The organism is Bacillus sp. FJAT-49711 (assembly GCF_018343715.1).
GTDB lineage: Bacteria > Bacillota > Bacilli > Bacillales > Bacillaceae_C > Lederbergia.
Window position 1 is genome coordinate 225,709 of sequence record NZ_JAGYPL010000004.1, and the last position, 19,788, is coordinate 245,496.

The window sequence follows — 19,788 nt, forward strand, 5'->3', positions numbered from 1 at the left end:
ACATCGAAATAATCTGAATGTATAAATTATATAATATATTCCTAATATAATCACTTCGGTTAAGAAAGCTCCTTAAATAGACTGGAGTTGAAACTATGTTTAAACTTTTTTATTTTGACGGTTATCTAGGTTAAACTCCATATTGTTAAGTACATGAATTTTAAACTCAAAAAACCTTTTTATTTTTTGAAAATCAGGGTGTAATATTTTATAGAAAGTAAAAAAGCCGTTTCGATGCTGCTAACATCGAAATGGCTTAACAATAGAGAGTTTCCTTTATGGGAAGTCAGAACAAACGTATCAAAAAACGGCTGAGATGAAGAGAAAAAACAATGGGGGTATAGATACTTCCAATGTTATGATCGTTAGTGCTTCAAATTCAATAATACGGCAGCAAGAAACCTTGTCTATCGCTTCATTAAATCATATATGTCTCAGTTTATTTGCTGATTTTACTTTTATATAACTGACTTAGCTTATTAAAATATTCTCCATTTTTACCTGGAAAATGTTTTTCCTCCATTTTCCTTACTGGAACTATTTCTTGAACAGAATTGGTAACGAAGATTTCATCTGCCTCTTCTAATACATATTTCATATATAATCCTTCCTCTACCACCATTCCGGTTTTTTCAGCCAGTTTCATTATAAATTGACGAGTAATGCCATTTAAAATTCCCGTTTGCAATGCAGGTGTATACAAGACATTATTCTTAACCCAAAACACATTTGAGGTGACGCCTTCAGCTACAAAACCTTTAGCAGTTAAAAAGATCCCTTCCTTAATAGGGTCTGCCCCCACTTCCCGTTTAGCCGCCACATTATTTAAAAAATGATGTGATTTTAAACGGTATGTTGTTTCGGGTGTATTGCGTGTGAGTTGTAAAATAACGGCTTCTTTTTCTACTACTCCACTTATAGAAGGAAGTGGTTTTTGAAACATGATGATCGTTGGATTGTCATAGGATTCAGTTTGTAAACCAATGTCTCCAACGCCTGCTGAAACATTGAATCGTATATAAGAATCTTCTAAGCCATTTAGCTCTGAAAGCTTATTGATAATCTCCAACACTTCTTCATATTTGAATGTACGTGTGATGAGCAATTCATGCAAGCCAGCATTTAGCCTTTCCAAATGTTCCTCTAATAAAAATGGATAACCGCTGTATGTCCTAAATGTTTCAAATACACCTAAGCCATACATATATCCATGATCAAAAGGTGAAATCATCGCTTTTCCTTTTTCTAAAAATTGCCCGTTCAAATAAATAAACATATTATATAACTTCCATTCGATAGCAGTTAATAAAATTTTGCAGGAGCTGTTTTCCAGGTTCCGTCATAATGGATTCAGGATGGAATTGCACGCCTTCGATTGGCAACTCTTTATGTCTTAATCCCATAATTTCTCCTTTATCGGTCCAAGCAGATACTTCTAAACATTCCGGCAAGCTCTCTTTTTTTACAATGAGCGAATGGTAGCGAGTTGCCCGAAATGGGTTATTCACATTGAAAAATAATGTTTTTCCATCATGAGCTATTTCAGATGTTTTTCCATGGAGAAGCCGCTCCGCCTTCACAACCTCACCACCGAACACTTGCCCAATCGCTTGATGGCCGAGGCACACTCCTAGTATTGGAATCTTTCCCGCAAAATACGAAATTGTACTGAGCGAAATGCCAGCTTCATTCGGTGTGCAAGGACCTGGGGAAATGACTAGGAAGTTCGGTTGAAGTTGTTCGATTTCTTCGATTGATATTTCATCATTTCTTTTTACGACAATTTCTTCACCCAGCTCGCCTAAATACTGAACAAGATTGTAGGTGAAAGAATCATAGTTATCAATCATCAATATCATAATTCCATTCTCCTCGTTTCTGCCGCTTCCTTCGCTTTCCAAAGTGCAGTCGCTTTTTTCAATGATTCCTCGTATTCCGCTTTAGGATCGGAGTCAATAACGATTCCTGCACCTGCCTGCACATGGCACATCCCTTCTTTTACTAGCATTGTACGGATGACAATATTTAAATTAACATCATTATTAAAGCCAATCCAACCTAGTGATCCTGTGTAGACACCACGTTTAACAGGCTCTAGCTCTTCAATTATTTCCAGTGTACGGATTTTAGGTGCACCTGTAATCGTTCCCCCTGGAAAAACAGCTTCAATTAAATCATAAGCACTTTTATCATGTGACAATTTGCCACTTACAAGTGATACGATGTGCATAACATGGGAGTATTTTTCTACTGTCATCAATTCGTCGACTTTCACAGATCCATATTCGCAAACCCGCCCTAGATCATTCCGTTCCAAATCTACAAGCATAATATGCTCAGCATTCTCTTTTTCATTTTCAATTAGTTCATTGGCCAAACGACTATCATCTTCATCGTCTACACCACGTGGCCTCGTCCCTGCAATTGGACGTGTACTGACCATAGCTCCATCTTTCTTTATTAACAGTTCCGGAGACCCTGATACAATTTGAAATCCAGGCGTGTGCATGTATCCCATATAAGGAGATGGGTTTAACGTCCTTAATTCGTTATAGATTTCGATAGGATCGATTGTTAATTCCATCGATTGTCTAACCGTTAAGTTAGCTTGAAAAATATCCCCCTCTGAAATATAATGTTGGACTTTTTCAACGGCATTTACATATTCGTCTTTTGATAATGAAACTTGCAGTTCTTTGTTTCCAATTTTCCCTTCGCGCGATGTTTGCGTAATAGCAGGAGTTTCCTTCCACTTTGCGATTGCGTTTTTCAGTTTTTCCTTCGCGTTGTCACGATTCAACACCATAATCCATAAGCATTCTTCCTCATGGTCAAAAACGGCCCACTCATCGAATACGAAAAAATAGATCAAGGGAGATTTCAAATCATCCTTCGCTATGTTGGGCAGTTTTTCGATGCACCATGCATAGTCATAACTTATGTATCCAATCGCTCCTCCTTGAAAATCTGGAATGTCAGCAATTGGGGGAAATTCAAACTGCTTCATCCACGATTCTAGTACCCTAAGAGGCTTCCCAGAAAGAACCGTTTTCTCTCCGTCGCTATCAATTACAACCTCATTTTCATTACCCTCTATTACCGCGAATGGCGAAATACCCGCGATGCTATATCTTCCGACTCGACCACTTTCGAGTAACACATGGTGATGAGCATGAGCGGTTAAATGTACATATGTATCAAAAAACTTTTCTTTTGTAAAAGGTATTTTTTCATATAAAAGAGTTTCCAAAGCTAAACCTCGCTTTCAATCTTGGATATCAGCTTAATTTTAAAGATATATACAAAGATTGCAATATCGATTTCAAAAATATATGATAAATCTGTTTTCATCTTCTCGATGTCGCCTTATAATAAAAGGATGAAGGGAAGGGTGAAGGTTGAATATTTTAAAATGGTCGTATACGAGGCATTATAATATTAAAGCTCGATTCGATGATTTTCCCAACTCAGATGTGATTTTCAGGCAAATAAAAGATTACTATTTTATCTATACTGTAGCATGGTCAAAGGGAGATCCCGTTGTTGAAAGAAGACATTTAGAGGAAATGGAATTTCTCATAAATAGTGAACTTGGTACGATAGATTACTATAAAAAAAGATTGGCTTACATTAAGGCTTAAAGGGAAATCGATGCTCGTTCGATTTCCCTCCTTTTTTTACGGTAGACTTAATTCTATGGATTTCGCAAGGAGTGTCGTAGTCATTGGATGCAATAAGCCTTCTTCCAAATGTGCAGGTGTTAGACAAACGACACGGCCTTTGCCATATTCATGAGTCCACCCGGCAATCGATGAGCCATCCACGGATTCTGAGGTTAGAAATACATTTGTGTTTTCTTCATCGCAAACAACAAAATAATGTTCATCAAGGAATTCAAAATCGCTATAGTTAGTTAATGACATTCCTTCAACTGCCTTATATGTAACGATTTGATGCTTATCTGGGTGAAATTCAAAATAGCCTTTTAGCATGGATGTATATATTTCAATATTTTCATAGGATGCTAGACCCGAATGCCAAGCAATCCAACCGCCGCCTTCTTGAACATATTGGCTAATTGCGGATGCTACTTCATCATCCATCCAAGTTTGAATCTTTTCATCTTGTGGATTTAACCGATTTTCTTTAAAAAAAACGACGGCATCCGGTTTACTTTGTAAATGCTCGATTATATTTTCTGCAGAAGTGTATTCAATTGTTACTCCTTGTAATTCTTCCAAAGCTTTATTGAGTGAGGCAACTGCCCATTCTTCTTTATGATAAAAGTCACCAACCATTGCAATAATTCGCTTAGTCATTTATATCACCTACTTATCGTTTTCCAACAGTTCGATCATCACTTTTAAATCCTTTACGGAGTCAATATATGCATAACGTCCACCCTCATATTCACCTTTTTGCACAAGCGGCATATTGGCTTGCTCCAGAACCTGAATCTTTTCTTTCATTCCTTCTATTTGAAATGCGATATGATGAACTCCCTCGCCATGCTCATCAAGATGCTCTCTCCAAGTACTTGGCTGTTCGTCCGGCTCAATTAATTCCACTTGCACCGATCCCATATCAAAAAAAGCTAGTTTTGCTCTTGCTATGGATGGCTCTCCCTTATACTCCGTCTGCGCCTTTTCTATCGTATCCGTGGTGATCGCCTCCGGTTTTTCTACACCAAAGAAATCAGCATACACTTGCGAAGTCTTTTCAATATCGTGTACGAGAATTCCAATTTGGGTAATGACATTTGTTCCTAATAGATTTTTCATTTGTTCTCTCCCTATCACTCTTTATTTAAGCGCTTTCAATTATATTATAACCGATTTAAAATCAGGCAGGTATCACCACTGCCTGATTATTATTCGGTTTATTTTTTCGAAGGAATATTAACAAATTGTCCTTTGAATATTCTTTTTGGATAAATGGTAAGGTTTAACTGCTTTCCATACTTTCTTAGTTCTCTCTCATCCCTTGGTGTTGCGAACGAAACAACGGTGCCCTCAGCTCCCATTCGTCCTGTTCTACCTGATCGATGTATATACTGCTCAATATCTTTTGGTAGGTCATAATGAATAACATTTGTTAATCCTTCAATATCAAGTCCTCTTGCCGCAACGTCAGTCGCAAGCAATAATTTTACTTCCCCATTTCGAATAGATTTTATCGCTTTTTCACGCTGACTTTTTCCTAGTTCACTATGAAGGATGGCAATAGAAACATTTTCAAACTTAAGCTTTTCAGCTAGCACCGTCATGTTTCCAACGTCCTTAACAAAAACGAGCCCCTTCATCCCATTCATAGCAGCCATTTTTTGAAGGAGTTTTGCTCTTTCCCTTGGTTCACAAAGCAAGTAAAAATGTTCAACTTTTGAAGCGTTTTCTGTTCTGTTCACTTTTATAAATTCCGGCGTTCTTCCTATCATGGCGATAACTTGATCCGGTTCTTCCAGAGAAGTCGCTGAAAACAATAAAAGCTGTCTGTCATTCATCGTAGATTTTACGATTGTTCTTACGGCATCTAAATGCTCCTTATTTAGCAATTGATCCCCTTCATCAAGGACTATTGTTTTTACTTCATGCATTTTTAATTTTTTCATTTTAATTAATTCTAAAATTCTTCCCGGCGTGCCTACTACGATTTGTGGTCGTTCTTTTAATTTATCGAGCTGCCGTTTAATATTGGCTCCGCCTACAAGGGAGGTCTTCTTAATACTTGTTCCTTCCGTCCACTTTTGAATTTCTTGATAGATTTGCATGACCAGCTCTCGAGAAGGAGCTAAAATTACAGCTTGCAAATCATTACTTTTTTCATTGATTTTTTCTAAAATAGGGAGTAAATAGGCGACCGTTTTCCCTGTTCCTGTTGGAGATTCTGCAATTAAATCTTTCCCCTCTAATATGACAGGAATGGCTTTCTCTTGAATTTGTGTAGGTTTATCGAATCGTGAATTTTGCCAGTTTTGTTGTAAAGACGTTTTTACATTTGCTAAAATATTCATTACTTTTCCTCACTTTATGGCAATGTCTTTGCTTATCATACTATAATCTATTATAGGAACAAAAACCATTTTATTGTGAGGTTTATGATGAAAAGGAAACGCTATGAAAATCTAGATCAAGTTTCTACTGCAAAAACATTTAAGGATTTACGAAATTGGCGGAAAGAAAGAAGAGGCAAGAATAAAGATTTGTCTTTTCAAGTTCCGTCAGTACAACCAGAGGTGCAATTTTTACATACAAATAAAACCGAACCTACTATTACTTGGATTGGCCACTCGACTTTTCTCATACAGATTAACGAGAAAAATATTTTGACTGACCCTGTATGGGCGAATCAACTTGGAATAGACAAGCGGCTTACTCCTCCAGGTATTCATATTACTGATTTACCGCCTATTGATATAGTTCTTATTTCACATAGCCACTATGATCATTTGCATTATTCTTCTATTAAAAAGTTAAAAGGAAATCCTCGTTTTTTAGTTCCAGTTGGTCTTGGGCAATGGTTTAGAAAAAGAAAGTTTCAACATGTAATCGAATTTAGCTGGTGGGACGAGCAAAAAGTCGTAGACTTAGATTTTACATTTACTCCAGCGCAACATTGGACAAAGCGAACATTGACCGATACAAATCGATCACACTGGGGTGGCTGGATTTTAAACAATGACAATACTTGTATTTACTTTGCTGGAGATAGTGGCTACTTTAAGGGATTTCAGGAAATGGGAAAGCGACATTCAATTGACTACTGCCTAATGCCGATTGGTGCTTATGAACCCGAATGGTTTATGTCGAGTCAGCACGTGAACCCAGAAGAAGCTGTTCAAGCCTTTATAGATACAGGTGCAAAATATATGGTGCCCATGCATTATGGTGCATATCGCCTCGCTGATGACACCCCGAAGGAAGCTTTGGACAGATTGTGTACGGATTGGGATCAGCGTGAATTAGAGAGAGAGCGCTTAAAAGTGATGAAAATTGGAGAGACGATTAGGCTCTAACCTTGGATGGAGAACTGTAGGCTAAAACATTAATTCTCAAAAAAGGTCGCTTTCATTTAAAAAAGTCGACCTTTTTACGGAATATTAATGAAGTTAAGCTTTGGTTATTGGCCGTTATTGGATTCTATTAGCCGTTATTGGATTCTATTAGCCGTTATTGGATTCTATTAGCCGTTATTGGATTCTATTAGCCGTTATTGGATTCTATTAGCCGTTATTGGATTCTATTAGCCGTTATTGGATTCTATTAGCCGTTTCGCTCGGCAGCCTCGCGAAACGTATGCCAAAAGTGAGCACTATTTCCCGCTTTCTTCCTTCAAAACAGGTGCTTTTCTATGTTTTGTCGCCTGTTCAAAAGCGTAAGCTATTTTTAGCAAGGTCTCTTCGCTAAATGCGGTGCCGGTAAATGATACTCCAAAAGGTTCTCCATTAGGAGTGTATCCAGCTGGGACAATGACTGTAGGGTATCCGGCTTTTGCAGCGATGCCTGATCCTCTATCGCCGCCAAATAAGATAGCATCTATATTATTTTGTTTTAAAGCAACATCAAGACCTTTGTCCCGGGAAAAGTATTGGTCTTTTTCCAAAGAATTAATATATTCTTTTTCTAATAAAGTACCGCTCGTATTTTCAGATTCTACTAGCAACTTTTGGCCGTATTTTAACATCGCCTTTGGATGCTTGTAATTGTAAGCAATAACATCGGCTAATGAGCGAATCTTGTTAGAGTACGACGTTGCACTTAGGTATGCGTTTAAATCTGGTTTAAATTCGTAAACTAAAACATCATAGCTCCATTTTTCTTCAGCAGATGGAATCACGATGTCTTCCACAATTTCAGCACCAAGCTCACGCAAACATTGGACTGCATCACCAATCATTTTTATTTTATGCTTATTTAATCTGTCGGAGTAAGGTTTTCCGGCAATTCCGATTCGAAAACCATTCAATCTTTTATCCGTTAGAGCAGCTGCGTAATCAATGGGCAACGTGGTCGGATTTGATAGAGTAGCAGGATCTTTTTCATCTAGTCCAGCAATCGTATTCAATACATGTGCTGCATCCTTGACTGTCCTAGCCATCGGACCCGGTGTATCTTGGCTATGGGCAATCGGAATCACTCCGCTCCGGCTTACAAGCCCAACAGTCGGCTTTATTCCTACAAGTGAATTTTTTAAAGACGGGTTTAATATCGACCCTGAAGTCTCCGTTCCAATGGAAGCGGCGGCAAAATTTGCGGCAATCGCAGCGCCTGATCCAGAACTAGAACCGCCAACATCAAATTCTCCGTACGGATTTAATGTCTGGCCACCTCTAGAACTATATCCGCTCGGCATACCAATCGTCATAAAATTAGCCCATTCTGTCATATTCGTTTTCCCAAGTAAAATCGCTCCTGCTTCACGCAATTTAGCCGCAACAAAAGAATCGGCAGCGGCACGGTGATTTTCTAGAGCTAGCGAACCGGCAGTCGTATGCATTTTATCTCCAGTATCAATATTATCCTTTAGTAGAATTGGAATTCCATGTAATCCACTTCTAGCACCTTTGCTTGCGCGCTCTGCATCCAATGCTGCGGCAATTTGCAAAGCATCGGGATTTATCTCTAGTACAGAGCAGATTGCCCCGTCAAAATGAGATACTCGATAAAAATACATATGTACAAGATCTACAGATGTTATTTCCCCGGAAGCTAATTTTCCCTGCATATCTTCAATTGCAGCTTCCAGCAACCATTCATCATGCAACTGTTTTAATTTTGGATTTTGCATTGTTCAGTTCTCCATTTCTACAATTTTTAAAACGAAAAAACCGCTAATAAATAAAATTAGTGAACTTATATAAAAAATAATATCCAAAGTAAATAGATCGATTATAAATCCGCCGAACATAACAGCAATCCCCGTAAAAATCGAAGTCCAAAAATGATATTTTCCAATTGCAAACCCGCGATTACTGCGATCTGTAAAATCAGCAAGCATTGCCTTTTCGCTCGTTTTCTGTGTTGCGCCAATTATCCCAAGTACGATTTGCAGTACATATACCTGCCATACGTCTGTAACAAGAGGGAAAAACAACAATAATATGGCCATTCCCCAACTACCAATCAACAAAAATAGTCTTCTTCCTAATCGATCTGACCATTTTCCAACTGCAATGTGGACTAGGGACGAGCTGATCGTAAATAGCCCATAGGAAATACCGTACTGTAAAAAGCCTCCCCCAACTTCTTTAATAAAGATTAAATAAAACGGAAAAACGAGACTGCTGCCAAGGATTGAAATACTTTGCGATACGACGATCCATCTCATTTTCCATACTCCTCATAAAACTGGTTCATAAATCTCTCATTCGTATCATACTCTCTCTTTTTTTGAAAAAACTCATCCGTCAACGGATAAGCCGCCTCCATTTGTTCTTTCGTAGGATAATGGTAGTAAGGCAAATAATAGGATCCATCCATTTCCAACGTCATATCAATTATTTTTCTAATGACTATCCTATTCTTTTCTATTTCCTTCTGTGAAATTCCTTGATTAATATAAAAAACAAGTGCAAACATATCTTCTTTCGCGTAAGAAAGATAAGCTTCTTCGTTTTTTGGCACATATCTCACAGTAATATTTAATACATTTAACTTATTTTCTGTTAGAAGCTCCCTTAACCTATCAACATATTCAGGAAAATCATTAACAGGAATAAAATATTCTTGAAGTATATCCGTATCGTTTTTTCCCTCGTAATTCAAAAACTCAACTTCCGGACGCATAACATTATTTCTCGAAATAATTTCTTCTTTTCCCTCTTTAAATGCTTGCTTCTGAACAAACCAAACAAAGTTTTTACCCCAGTCAAAATTCCGTGAAAGTCCAAAAGCGAATTTATTTCTGCGGATATATTTTTCATCCACCAACTCTTTATAATCATCCAGCTTTTTTTCATCTGTTATATAGTAATTCGTCACATACATTTCTGTTAAAAAGCTTTTAGGAGCAACAGAAATTCTTGAATTATGCATGTCAATATCGGGGTTATCCAAAACTTTTTCTTTAAAATATTCGGGATAATCATGATAGTCGATCCATTCAGTCGTGGTTTTATATAATACGTTGTTAGTCAGTTCGATATCTACATCCAAAATGACCCCAAATAAACCGTACCCGCCATGGACTAGTCGAAATAAATCTTCGTTTTCTGTTCTACTAACATCAATTATGTCACCATCAGCATTCATGAGTCGGAAAGAACGAATGCTTTCAATTAAAGGACCAAAACGTATATCCCTTCCATGAACGTTTACACTCATCGACCCGCCGATCGTAAAAATATTAGGAGCCTGCATTGTTTTAATAGAAAGACCATATGGATTGATCGCTTCCTGAACATCCTCCCAAGTGGCTCCACTTTGCACAGTAATTAGTTTTTCATCGGGATCGACCTTAATGACTTTATTATATGTAGTCATATCAAGGACAATCGCATCCTTATAATATGTATGTCCACCTTGACTATGCTGCTTTCCAGCAATCGAAACCTTCAAGTTTTTTTCCTTCGCTTCCTGCAAAAGAGCCTTCATCTGTTCTACTTCCTGCCCTTTCACAACCTCATTTACCTTTATAGGAACCAAACGCCCAACATCACTCATCAAAGAATCATCTTTCTCCTTATGTTGAAAGGAAAAAACAAAAAACAAACAATAAACCACAATAAAAAACACCAAAAACATTAAAACATTTCTACGAGAAAGCACGTACATCCCCCTTCCACCTTTATATATTTTACCAGTTTTACATAGAAGGAAAGGTGTAATTGAATAGTCAGAATAAATTTAATTGTTTTCAATTTGTTTGAGTGCCTGGCACTCAAACAATTCTCAAACAATTCTCAAAAAAATTAAAGAACCCGTAGTGGGGACGGGTTCTTTTTATGCTTCGATGGTTTTTAGTTTTTCGATTTCTTTTGCTTTTAGTTCTCTGCGGAGGATTTTACCGCTGATTTTTGTTTTTGGCAGTTCTTCTATAACTTCAATTTCTCGCGGGGCTGAGTGAGCCGCTAATTGATTGCGGACGAAGAGTCGGATATTGGCTAGTAATTCGGGGGAAGATGTATATCCTTTTTTCAGTACGATAAAGGCTTTTACAATTTCTCCACGGATGAAATCTGGCTTTCCGATAACTCCAGCTTCTGCAACCGCTGGGTGTTCGATCAGTTTGCTTTCCACTTCAAACGGTCCGATTCGTTCCCCAGAAGAATTGATCATATCATCGCTTCTTCCTTGGAAAAAGATATATCCATCTTCATCTTTTAAAGCAAGATCCCCGGACAAATACCAATCTGATCCAAAGGGAAAATAGGATGCATATTTTTCTTCATTTTTCCATACTTCCTTCATGATGGCTGGCCATGGTCCTTTTATCGCCAAATGCCCGACTTCCCCTACAGGCAAAACATTGCCTTCATCGTTTAAAACGGCAGTTTCAATTGTCGGAAGTGGTTTTCCCATCGACCCTGGCTTAATAGGTTCATTTGGCAAGTTTACAATTAATTGTGCCCCTGTTTCAGTCATCCACCACGTATCGTGGATGCGTAATTGTAAATTTTCCACACTCCAATAAATGACTTCAGGGTTCAGCGGTTCGCCCACACTTAATATATGACGGAGTGAACTGACATCATATTTTTTTAATGTCTCAACTCCCTCAGCCATTAGCATTCTAAATGCTGTAGGAGCACTATACCAAACTGTTACGCCTGTTTTTTCAATTGTTTCATACCAACTTTCTGCATTGAAACGTCCTCCATGCAAAACGATTGTAGCACCATTCAGTAAAGGCGCAAATATACCGTATACACAACCTGTCACCCACCCAGGATGGGCGGTGCACCAGTATATATCATCTTCTTTCAAATCAAGCACCCATCGGCCTGTTATATACTGCTGGATCATCGCCCGATGCGCATGAATAATCCCTTTCGGCTTCCCTGTTGATCCGCTTGTGTAGTGGATATTTAAGCCATCCTCAAGATCCACCCATTCAATAATGTTCTCCTCTACTTCAGTTTGTGCAAGCTCTTCTGGAATCGAGATGGCGTAATTAGTCGTAATATGTTCATCAGTTAAAAAAATCGTAGTCAAGCTTGGTAAATCCTGCAGAGGGACACGCTGTAAATATTCTTCATTCGTAATCAGATATTTCCCTTCACAATCAGAGATGCGGTCACGGATTGCTTCTTCCATAAAAGCTTCAAATAGCGGACCTACAATCGCACCTAATTTTATTGCTGCTAAAATAGCGATGTGGCATTCAGGATGTTTTGGTAAAAAAACGAATAGGAAATCTCCCTTTTTTACACCATGTTTTTTTAACACACTTGCCCATCGATCTGTTGCATCTTTCAATTCACGATAACGTAATGTCACTTCACTATTTTCCGAGATATAATGAAGAGCGATTTTTTCACCGTTTCCGGATTCAACATGGCGATCAATACATTCATAAGCCATGTTCACCTTACCTGTTTTATGCCAGCTAAAATGTTTTTCAACCTTTTCCCAGTTAAAAGATGGATTCCTCTCTAAATCCTTTAGCACATTATAAGAGCTATCATTAGGAGGAATAATGGATTGTCTCGTCATAGTTGATCCCCCTTCGAATTTCGATTTAAATCAAGTAAATGCAATATTTCAGATTTTTTTTCAACCAATTTCACATCTCCCCGTGAGCGTGGTTTTTCTTGTTCAATCTTTATCTCGGCAAACAATTCTCCAGGCTGACCGCGTAATATAAAAATTCGATCGCATAAATATAACGCTTCGTCTATATCGTGGGTGACGAGGATCATCGTTGTTTTTCTCTCATCCCAAATCGACAACAATAAATCTTGAAGCTGCATTTTTGTAAAAGCATCTAATGCACTAAATGGTTCATCTAATAGCAACACATCGGGCTCCGTTATAAGGGATCTAGCAATCGCGGTTCGTTGCGCCATTCCTCCCGATAAATCTTTCGGATAATGGTCCGCAAATTCTTCTAGTCCAACTAATTGTAATAGTTCCTTTGCCAATTCTTGTTGTTGACCTTTTTGGATGCCGAAACAAATATTGTCTTTGACTGTTAGCCACGGCATTAAACGCGGCTCTTGGAACATCATTCCTACAGTCCGTTTGGAAAAGGAAAATCCTCCTTGATACTGCTTATCCAATCCGGAAAGCACGCGCAAGAGCGTACTTTTCCCACAACCACTTGTACCAAGGATGCCAATCACTTCCCCCTCCTCAATGGAAAAGGTCACATTTCGAAAACCAGCTTTCCCTTCATTGAATGTCCTAGTAATATTTTGTACAGCCAGCATTTCGAAGTCCTCCTTTATCGCTGATTTGAAAAGCTATCTTGCCAGCTAAGCGATTTTTTCTCGATATTTTTTAAAAATGAATCGGTCAATTTTCCAATGACGGCAAATAATAAAATACTGGCAATCACTAAATGTGGGGAATACGTGTTTTGGCCGACGACGAGTAGATAGCCTAATCCTTTACTTGCTCCCATAATTTCTGCTGCTACGACAAACATCCATCCAAGACCTAACCCACTGCGAAGTCCTACTAAAAAAGATGGCAAGGATGCTGGTAAGATAATTTTTATTAAAGTTTGTGATGAAGTAAATCCATATATTTTTCCAACTTCGATCAGCTTGCGGTCGACACCTTGAATCCCGGACACAATATTTAAATAGACTGGGAAAAATACACCAACAGCAATAAGAGTAATTTTTGATGGCTCACCAATACCCATCCAGAGAATAAATAATGGTACCCATGCCAATGAAGGAATCGATCTGAAGGCTTGAATTAATGGATCCATTAATTTTTCCATGACTGAAAAATACCCAACAGCAGAGCCGAGAAGAAGTGCTGCAATAGTACCTAGAAAAAATCCCGCCGCGACTCGAAATAATGTCGTTCCAATATGGCCCCAAAGGGTTCCAGCTGCTCCCATTCCAATAATTTCTTGAATGATTTTTGTTGGTGTAGGCAATAAATGCGGTTCGATTAAACCAATTCTTCCTGCTGCCTCCCACGTTATTAATAGAATAAGTGGGATAATACTGCCAAGCATCCAATTGTAATTAATTTTTATGTTTCGCTTTTTTTGTTCCGTTGTTTGCTGATTTTTTACAGCAACCTCAATAGCTTCACTTCTTCCACTCACAGAAAGCACCACCCTTCTTTATCTTTCTATTCACTGATGAAATAGCTCGGGTTAATCAAATCTTTAACAATCTTTTCAATATCAGCTTTTTCTTCTATTAAACCTTCATTTTTTAAGACGTCACCCGCAGCTGTAATAGCCGTTATTTGCTCATCCCCAGGTTTTGATGAAGAAAAATCATTTCGACCAATTTGAATTTTTGCAACTTCCAAATCGATTTGCGCTTCTTTTGCTAAAATTTCTGCTGTTTCTTCAGGATGATCAATCGCCCATTGACGCGCTTTTTCATATGCTTCAATTACCTTTGTTACGTACTCGGGGTATTTTTCAGCAAATTCTGTGCGTACATTTAATGTTCCATACGTATTAAAATCGGGATTGCGGAAAAAAAGATTTGCGCCTGCTTCCTTTTCAATTCTGGCCATATGCGGATCAAGTCCCGCCCATGCATCCACTTCCCCTGAAAGAAGTGCCGCTGCCCCATCTGCATGCTGAAGATTAATGATTTCTACATCTTTTGCAGACAAGCCATTGTCTTCTAATGCACGCAATAAGAAAATATATGGATCAGTTCCAAGAGTGGCAGCTACCTTCTTGCCTTTTAATTCTTCGACATTACTAATCGTAGAATCTTTCGAAACAAGCGCGGTCCATTCAGGCTTAGAGTAAATATATATAGCTTGAATCGGAGAACCTTTTGCTTTTGCTAAAAGAGCAGCTGCACCAGCAGTAGAACCGAAATCAACGCTTTTTGAATTTAAAAATTCAAGAGCTTTATTGCTTCCTTGGCTTAATACAAATTCTATTTCAATCCCTTCTTTTTCAAATAATTCTTCAGCAAATCCTTTTTCTTTTAAAATGAGACTTGTTGGCGAGTAGTGGGCATAATCTAGTGTTATTTTTTTCGGTTTTCCATTTGCTCCACTTGCTTGACTAGAGCATCCTGTTATCGTCACTAATGCCAATATAACAAGTAAAAATTTTAAAAATGATGATTTCATTTTTTGTTCCTCCAAATCAAATTAATATTATTCGTTTACTTGGTTTAATTCATATACAAGCCTTCTTATTTTTTCATTGACATCAAAAAGCCCCCTTCCTAAGAAGAGGGCGAATATATACGGTTCCTCCTCTTATCTTCCAGATCCATGATCTGTAGGATTTAGCACCTTTGCCAAACGTATCGTTTGCAGGTTGCCGGGCTTCATCGGGCCTATTCCCTCCGCCACTCTTGATAAGAGTTCGTAATTTAATTGTTTAAAGCATTAATTCATTTCATTTGTAATGAGAAGTATAAAATACTTTATATGTTATGTCAAACCATTTTTTGAAAAATCTACCTAGAGTGATGATTCAATTGCTGATAATAGCTGCGCTAATATTTCTTTTGGATTTTCTATTCCAATGGATATGCGTACGACATGCTCGTTTATTCCTAGCTTTTGCTGTGCCTCCGGAGGCAAATTTCGATGGGATGTCCCGAGTGGATACGATACGGATGTCTCGACTCCCCCTAAAGATGGAACAATTTTTATCCAGCCAAGTGATGCAAAAAAGGTACTTATGTCACAGTGAGATGACAGTTCAATGGTTACGACTGCGCCATTTCCTTTTTCGGAAACAAACTTAGGAAAATACACTTTATTTACATTGGAATTTTGCCTAAGCTCATCTGCAATAAACTGGGCATTTTGATTTTGTTTTTCCATTCGTAAAGCGAGTGTTTTAATGCCTCTACATGTAAGCCACGCTTCAAAAGGACTAAGATTGGCACCAATGCTGATGATTTTTTGACGAACAGATTGAATCAAATCTTCACTGCCGACAATGACACCAGCGGAAACATCACTATGACCGCCAAGGTATTTAGTTGCACTATGAACGACGAGGTCCACCCCGTCTTTATATGGCTGCAAAACATAGGGAGTCGCAAAAGTATTGTCTACCATAGAGAATAAATTGTGCTCTTTCGCTATATCAACGAGCTTATTTATATTTTCTGCACGCAGAAATGGATTTGTAATAGTTTCTGTATATAATAGTTTCGTATTTTCACGAATTGCTTCTTTAATCTCTTGTTCGCTGCCGAAAGATACGAAAGTAACGTCAATGCCAAAGTTTTTCAATTCAGAATCAAGTAAATGATATGTACCACCATATAAATCATCACATGCAACAATATGATCGCCATTTTTCGAAACAGCTAGAATTCCCGCCAAAATGGCTGACATCCCAGAAGAAGCAGCAACTCCTGCTTCCGCACCTTCCAAAGCCGCCACAGCAGCACCGAGCTCATCCGTATTCGGATTGCCATAACGTGTATATAAGTACGGAGTCTCACCCTCAAAATAACTCTCAAGATCATCCAAATTCTTAAAAGAAAATGAGGACGTCTGGTAAATAGGCGTAGCCTTGCTCGTAAAATCACTCTTACTTTTTCGTGATTGATGTACTGCTAATGTCTCAAAAGAAACGTCCCTCATCTGCCACTCACCCCTAAGCTGATTAATAATTGAGATTATACTTTTAATTCCCCACAGTGTCAAAAGTGCCAGGCACTCGAACGATTCTGAATTGTGTCAGAGTTGCTTGAGTGCCCACTAGTGTTGCACGTTTGTAAAAAAATGTAAGGTCAGACTAAATATTAATTTTCCACCTTGCGGTAAAATAAAAAAACTCCTAATGTAGATAGGGAAAGACGACCTCATCAGTTCCCTACACTACAAAAGGAGCACGCAATGAATAGTGTAGATCAAGATTTAGTCTTTCGTCAATATTTATCTTTATTACCAGCCACAACACTGGCATGCCCATCCCATAATTACAACTTCACAAAATTATCGGATGAATCCTTAGTGAAAATATTTCTCCTTTCGACCCTCTTTCGCTGGGGTAGCCTTCGGGAAATCGAAGTAGCTATAAGGTCGAAAAAGCAGATCCAAAATGAACTCAAGATTGGCTCCATTAGTGCTTCTCAGATAAGCCGTCGGCTTAGGTCCTTGGATACAGCTGAGTTATCAGCCTTGTTGGGTCGCATCGCATGGAAATATTGGTCCATTAAGTCCAAGGCAAAAGGAATCCATTCAAATGTAGGGATATTACGTATCATTGATTCAACGTTCATAAAATTGCCCAACCAGGCTTCCGACTGGACGGCTGTATCAAAAGATTCCAGCGGGGTAAAATTGCATCTTTGTTTGGCCGTTGCCTCTTCCGACAGTGTGTTTCCTGAACGGATGATTCCTTCCACCTCCAATGTTGCGGATATAGATGCCGTCAATCATTTGATTGATTGTGACGATGCCACCTATGTCATGGATCGTGGATATGGTGAAAAAACTAAAATAGGCGGTTGGCTTAGCAGGGGCGTCAAGTTCTTAGTCCGTGTAAAAAAGACCTTTAAAGTTGAGACATTGAGAGAATATACCCCTGATGTACCTAATGTAACAAAGCATGCGAAAGTCTCGATAAGGACAAGGCCTGAAAGGTTGAAGCTCGTTGAATTTACGGATAACGAAGGCACATTTTTCCGAATCTTGACAAATCGCTTGGATTTAACTGAACAGGAGATCATGGATACCTATAAAAACCGATGGTTTATTGAGATTTTCTTCAAATGGTTAAAACAACATATTAAAGTAGAGCATCTATTCAGCCATTCGCCGATTGGAATATGGAATCAACTATTCCTTTCTCTCATTACCTTTGGATTGCTTGAGATATTAAAACTACTGAAACAGCCTAGAAAAACAGCTTGGCAATTTTTAAGGATCCTTCGCCAATATCTTTTGGATTCGTGGGATGAAGTAAACAGGGAATTTTATCGCCCTCAAAAAAGAAGCAAAGGAAGACAGAAGGTACCTAGTAAAATACCTATCCCACGAATATATGGTGAAAATGTAGCAATTGTCAGCCCGATTTCAAAGGATCATTACGTAAAGAAAGAAAAATAGAAAAGTAAATATTTACAAAAAAAGGGAACTGGGTCGAAATAGACTGAGCGTTACCTTTTTTTAAAAAATAGAATGAAAGCGACTGGAAAATTTTTACTTTTAAATCAAAAGTTACATTTATTGGTTATCGTGCAACACTAGTGTTGAGTGCCTGGCACTCGTATAATTCTGAATTGTATCAAAGTTGTTTGGGTGCCTGGCACTCGTATAATTTTGAATTGTGTCGAAGTTGTTTGGGTGCCTGGCACTCGTACAATTCTGAATTGCTTCTACGTTGTTTGGGTGCCTGGCACTTAAACATGCCTGGCACTTAAACATGGCACTGGTACAACGCTCTCGTTCAAAGACACTCGAACTCAATTATTTTCTTTAATAAAGGGGCAATATATTTATGAGTGATTTTGGTTAAGGGAGGGTGCATAGGATGAAGGCTGTTACGTATCAGGGTGTGAAGAAGGTTGGGGTGAAGGATGTTGCGGAACCGAAGTTGGAGAAGAAGGATGATGTTATTGTTCGGATAACTTCTACTGCTATTTGTGGGTCCGATCTTCATCTGTATCTTGGAAATATGAAAATGCGGGATGATTATATTATTGGGCATGAACCGATGGGAATTGTTGAGGAGGTTGGGCCAGAGGTTACGAAGGTGAAAAAAGGCGATCGCGTGGTTATTCCATTTACGGTAGCATGTGGAAAATGTTTTTATTGTGAAAACCATATGGAGAGCCAGTGTGATAATTCCAATCCGCATTTGGATACAGGTGGATATTTTGGCTATACTGAAATGTTTGGCGACCACCCTGGAGGGCAGGCCGAATATTTAAAAGTTCCATTTGGAAACTTTCTTCCGTTCGTCATTCCTGAATCTACTGAACTGGAAGATGAATCACTTCTTTTTCTTTCGGATGTCCTTCCCACTGCTTATTGGAGTGTGGAAAATGCCGGAGTCAAGGAAGGTGATACGGTCATTGTTCTCGGTTGCGGTCCTGTTGGACTAATGACACAAAAATTTGCATGGATGAAAGGGGCAAGACGTGTCATAGCAGTTGATCACGTTGAATACCGTTTGAGACATGCGAAGAAAATAAACAAAGTTGAGATTTATGATTTTACAAAACATGAAGACGCAGGATTATATTTAAAAGAAATAACAAGAGGCGGCGCAGATGTCGTCATTGATTGTGTTGGTATGGATGGTAAAAAAACACCATTAGAAACGGTTGGACAAAAATTAAAGCTGCACGGCGGAACACTTAGTGCCATAGAAATTGCGATGAAGGCGGTTAGAAAATATGGGACGATTCAGTTGACCGGTGTATATGGATCAAACTACAATCTATTTCCTTTAGGCGAATTTTTTACACGCAACATCACCTTAAAGATGGGGCAAGCACCTGTCGTTCACTATATGCCAAAGCTATTTGAAAAAATCATTAATAAAGAATTTGATCCAACGGAAATTATTACTCATAAAATTCCATTAGATCAGGCTTCCCATGCTTACCAGATCTTTAACGATCACGAGGATGAATGTATAAAAGTTGTGTTAAAACCATAATCGGAGCGGTTCCCTTGCATCAGTTTGCAAGGGATTCTTTATTTTCCACAAAGT

The 19,788-nt window shown here is 38.4% G+C and carries 18 protein-coding genes and 1 riboswitch; of the genes, 4 read left to right on the forward strand and 14 right to left on the reverse strand.

What is annotated here, in order from left to right; all coding sequences use genetic code 11:
- Positions 1–439 precede the first annotated feature (439 nt).
- From pabC to pabB, 3 genes are read right to left on the reverse strand one after another with little or no spacing between them, the layout of a single operon-like run.
- Positions 440–1,276 carry an aminodeoxychorismate lyase gene (gene pabC / locus KHA96_RS18770; RefSeq protein WP_213130846.1) on the reverse strand — a complete coding sequence of 279 codons (837 nt, stop codon included), beginning with the start codon at positions 1,274–1,276 and terminating at the stop codon, positions 440–442.
- Between the two features lies 1 nt (position 1,277).
- Positions 1,278–1,859, reverse strand: coding sequence for an aminodeoxychorismate/anthranilate synthase component II (pabA, locus tag KHA96_RS18775; protein ID WP_213130847.1), 582 nt, complete (start codon positions 1,857–1,859; stop codon positions 1,278–1,280).
- Positions 1,856–3,250, reverse strand: coding sequence for an aminodeoxychorismate synthase component I (gene pabB, locus KHA96_RS18780; protein WP_213130848.1), 1,395 nt, complete (start codon positions 3,248–3,250; stop codon positions 1,856–1,858). The genes pabA and pabB overlap by 4 nt, the downstream gene beginning before the upstream one ends.
- Positions 3,251–3,398: 148 nt before the next feature.
- Here pabB and KHA96_RS18785 point away from each other — a divergent pair, with 148 nt between their 5' ends.
- A complete protein-coding gene (locus KHA96_RS18785) occupies positions 3,399–3,641 on the forward strand; it encodes a hypothetical protein (RefSeq protein ID WP_213130849.1) in 243 nt (80 codons plus the stop codon).
- A 36-nt stretch (positions 3,642–3,677) separates the two neighbouring features.
- Here KHA96_RS18785 and KHA96_RS18790 read toward each other — a convergent pair whose 3' ends face one another.
- From KHA96_RS18790 to KHA96_RS18800, 3 genes are all read right to left on the reverse strand, one after another.
- Entirely contained in the window at positions 3,678–4,319 is a 642-nt protein-coding gene (locus KHA96_RS18790) for a ThuA domain-containing protein (RefSeq protein ID WP_213130850.1), read from the reverse strand.
- Between the two features lie 9 nt (positions 4,320–4,328).
- Positions 4,329–4,781, reverse strand: coding sequence for a VOC family protein (locus KHA96_RS18795; RefSeq protein WP_213130851.1), 453 nt, complete (start codon positions 4,779–4,781; stop codon positions 4,329–4,331).
- A 98-nt stretch (positions 4,782–4,879) separates the two neighbouring features.
- Positions 4,880–6,010 (reverse strand): DEAD/DEAH box helicase, encoded by a 1,131-nt coding sequence (locus tag KHA96_RS18800; protein WP_213130852.1) that lies wholly within the window; start codon positions 6,008–6,010, stop codon positions 4,880–4,882.
- A gap of 87 nt (positions 6,011–6,097) precedes the next feature.
- On the opposite strand from KHA96_RS18800, the gene KHA96_RS18805 reads away from it, so the two are divergent.
- The gene (locus tag KHA96_RS18805; RefSeq protein WP_213130853.1) at positions 6,098–7,012 is read left to right on the forward strand and encodes an MBL fold metallo-hydrolase; all 915 of its coding nucleotides are present in this window, start codon (positions 6,098–6,100) and stop codon (positions 7,010–7,012) included.
- A 296-nt stretch (positions 7,013–7,308) separates the two neighbouring features.
- Here the strand turns inward: KHA96_RS18805 and KHA96_RS18810 are convergent, their stop codons facing one another.
- The 8 genes from KHA96_RS18810 to KHA96_RS18845 all read right to left on the reverse strand — a co-directional run bounded on the left by KHA96_RS18810 (position 7,309) and on the right by KHA96_RS18845 (position 16,706).
- Positions 7,309–8,784, reverse strand: a complete 1,476-nt coding sequence (locus KHA96_RS18810; RefSeq protein WP_213130854.1) for an amidase family protein — start codon at positions 8,782–8,784, stop codon at positions 7,309–7,311.
- Between the two features lie 3 nt (positions 8,785–8,787).
- Complete coding sequence (locus tag KHA96_RS18815) at positions 8,788–9,324, reverse strand: MFS transporter (RefSeq protein ID WP_213130855.1); 537 nt, start codon at positions 9,322–9,324, stop codon at positions 8,788–8,790.
- Entirely contained in the window at positions 9,321–10,769 is a 1,449-nt protein-coding gene (locus KHA96_RS18820; protein WP_213130856.1) for an FAD-binding oxidoreductase, read from the reverse strand. Before KHA96_RS18820 ends, KHA96_RS18815 begins: the two co-directional genes overlap by 4 nt.
- 168 nt (positions 10,770–10,937) lie before the next feature.
- The gene (gene acsA / locus KHA96_RS18825; RefSeq protein ID WP_213130857.1) at positions 10,938–12,650 is read right to left on the reverse strand and encodes an acetate--CoA ligase; all 1,713 of its coding nucleotides are present in this window, start codon (positions 12,648–12,650) and stop codon (positions 10,938–10,940) included.
- Positions 12,647–13,366: an ABC transporter ATP-binding protein gene (locus KHA96_RS18830; RefSeq protein WP_213130858.1), complete on the reverse strand. Its 720-nt coding sequence runs from the start codon at positions 13,364–13,366 to the stop codon at positions 12,647–12,649. Before KHA96_RS18830 ends, acsA begins: the two co-directional genes overlap by 4 nt.
- Before the next feature lie 14 nt (positions 13,367–13,380).
- Complete coding sequence (locus tag KHA96_RS18835) at positions 13,381–14,130, reverse strand: ABC transporter permease (RefSeq protein WP_213131103.1); 750 nt, start codon at positions 14,128–14,130, stop codon at positions 13,381–13,383.
- 119 nt (positions 14,131–14,249) lie between these two features.
- The gene (locus KHA96_RS18840) at positions 14,250–15,224 is read right to left on the reverse strand and encodes an aliphatic sulfonate ABC transporter substrate-binding protein (protein WP_213130859.1); all 975 of its coding nucleotides are present in this window, start codon (positions 15,222–15,224) and stop codon (positions 14,250–14,252) included.
- A gap of 129 nt (positions 15,225–15,353) precedes the next feature.
- Positions 15,354–15,464: riboswitch (SAM riboswitch) on the reverse strand.
- A gap of 99 nt (positions 15,465–15,563) precedes the next feature.
- On the reverse strand, positions 15,564–16,706 hold the full coding sequence (locus KHA96_RS18845; RefSeq protein ID WP_213130860.1) for a trans-sulfuration enzyme family protein: 1,143 nt from the start codon (positions 16,704–16,706) through the stop codon (positions 15,564–15,566).
- A gap of 255 nt (positions 16,707–16,961) precedes the next feature.
- Between KHA96_RS18845 and KHA96_RS18850 the strand changes: the two genes are divergently transcribed.
- Together KHA96_RS18850 and KHA96_RS18855 are read left to right on the forward strand one after the other, a co-directional pair.
- Positions 16,962–18,176, forward strand: a complete 1,215-nt coding sequence (locus tag KHA96_RS18850) for an IS4 family transposase (RefSeq protein ID WP_213130861.1) — start codon at positions 16,962–16,964, stop codon at positions 18,174–18,176.
- 424 nt (positions 18,177–18,600) lie between these two features.
- A complete protein-coding gene (locus KHA96_RS18855; RefSeq protein WP_213130862.1) occupies positions 18,601–19,734 on the forward strand; it encodes a zinc-dependent alcohol dehydrogenase in 1,134 nt (377 codons plus the stop codon).
- Positions 19,735–19,788: the final 54 nt, after the last annotated feature.

What these genes read in the sequence shown, in the direction of transcription:
- KHA96_RS18845 (WP_213130860.1), bottom strand. Translation starts at nt 16,706, where the DNA reads ATGAGGGACGTTTCTTTTGAGACATTAGCAGTACATCAATCACGAAAA.
- pabC (WP_213130846.1), bottom strand. Translation starts at nt 1,276, where the DNA reads ATGTTTATTTATTTGAACGGGCAATTTTTAGAAAAAGGAAAAGCGATG.
- KHA96_RS18815 (WP_213130855.1), bottom strand. Translation starts at nt 9,324, where the DNA reads ATGAGATGGATCGTCGTATCGCAAAGTATTTCAATCCTTGGCAGCAGT.
- KHA96_RS18830 (WP_213130858.1), bottom strand. Translation starts at nt 13,366, where the DNA reads ATGCTGGCTGTACAAAATATTACTAGGACATTCAATGAAGGGAAAGCT.
- KHA96_RS18800 (WP_213130852.1), bottom strand. Translation starts at nt 6,010, where the DNA reads ATGAATATTTTAGCAAATGTAAAAACGTCTTTACAACAAAACTGGCAA.
- KHA96_RS18805 (WP_213130853.1), top strand. Translation starts at nt 6,098, where the DNA reads ATGAAAAGGAAACGCTATGAAAATCTAGATCAAGTTTCTACTGCAAAA.
- acsA (WP_213130857.1), bottom strand. Translation starts at nt 12,650, where the DNA reads ATGACGAGACAATCCATTATTCCTCCTAATGATAGCTCTTATAATGTG.
- KHA96_RS18840 (WP_213130859.1), bottom strand. Translation starts at nt 15,224, where the DNA reads ATGAAATCATCATTTTTAAAATTTTTACTTGTTATATTGGCATTAGTG.
- KHA96_RS18850 (WP_213130861.1), top strand. Translation starts at nt 16,962, where the DNA reads ATGAATAGTGTAGATCAAGATTTAGTCTTTCGTCAATATTTATCTTTA.
- KHA96_RS18795 (WP_213130851.1), bottom strand. Translation starts at nt 4,781, where the DNA reads ATGAAAAATCTATTAGGAACAAATGTCATTACCCAAATTGGAATTCTC.
- KHA96_RS18855 (WP_213130862.1), top strand. Translation starts at nt 18,601, where the DNA reads ATGAAGGCTGTTACGTATCAGGGTGTGAAGAAGGTTGGGGTGAAGGAT.
- KHA96_RS18835 (WP_213131103.1), bottom strand. Translation starts at nt 14,130, where the DNA reads ATGCTTGGCAGTATTATCCCACTTATTCTATTAATAACGTGGGAGGCA.
- KHA96_RS18820 (WP_213130856.1), bottom strand. Translation starts at nt 10,769, where the DNA reads ATGTACGTGCTTTCTCGTAGAAATGTTTTAATGTTTTTGGTGTTTTTT.
- pabA (WP_213130847.1), bottom strand. Translation starts at nt 1,859, where the DNA reads ATGATATTGATGATTGATAACTATGATTCTTTCACCTACAATCTTGTT.
- KHA96_RS18790 (WP_213130850.1), bottom strand. Translation starts at nt 4,319, where the DNA reads ATGACTAAGCGAATTATTGCAATGGTTGGTGACTTTTATCATAAAGAA.
- KHA96_RS18810 (WP_213130854.1), bottom strand. Translation starts at nt 8,784, where the DNA reads ATGCAAAATCCAAAATTAAAACAGTTGCATGATGAATGGTTGCTGGAA.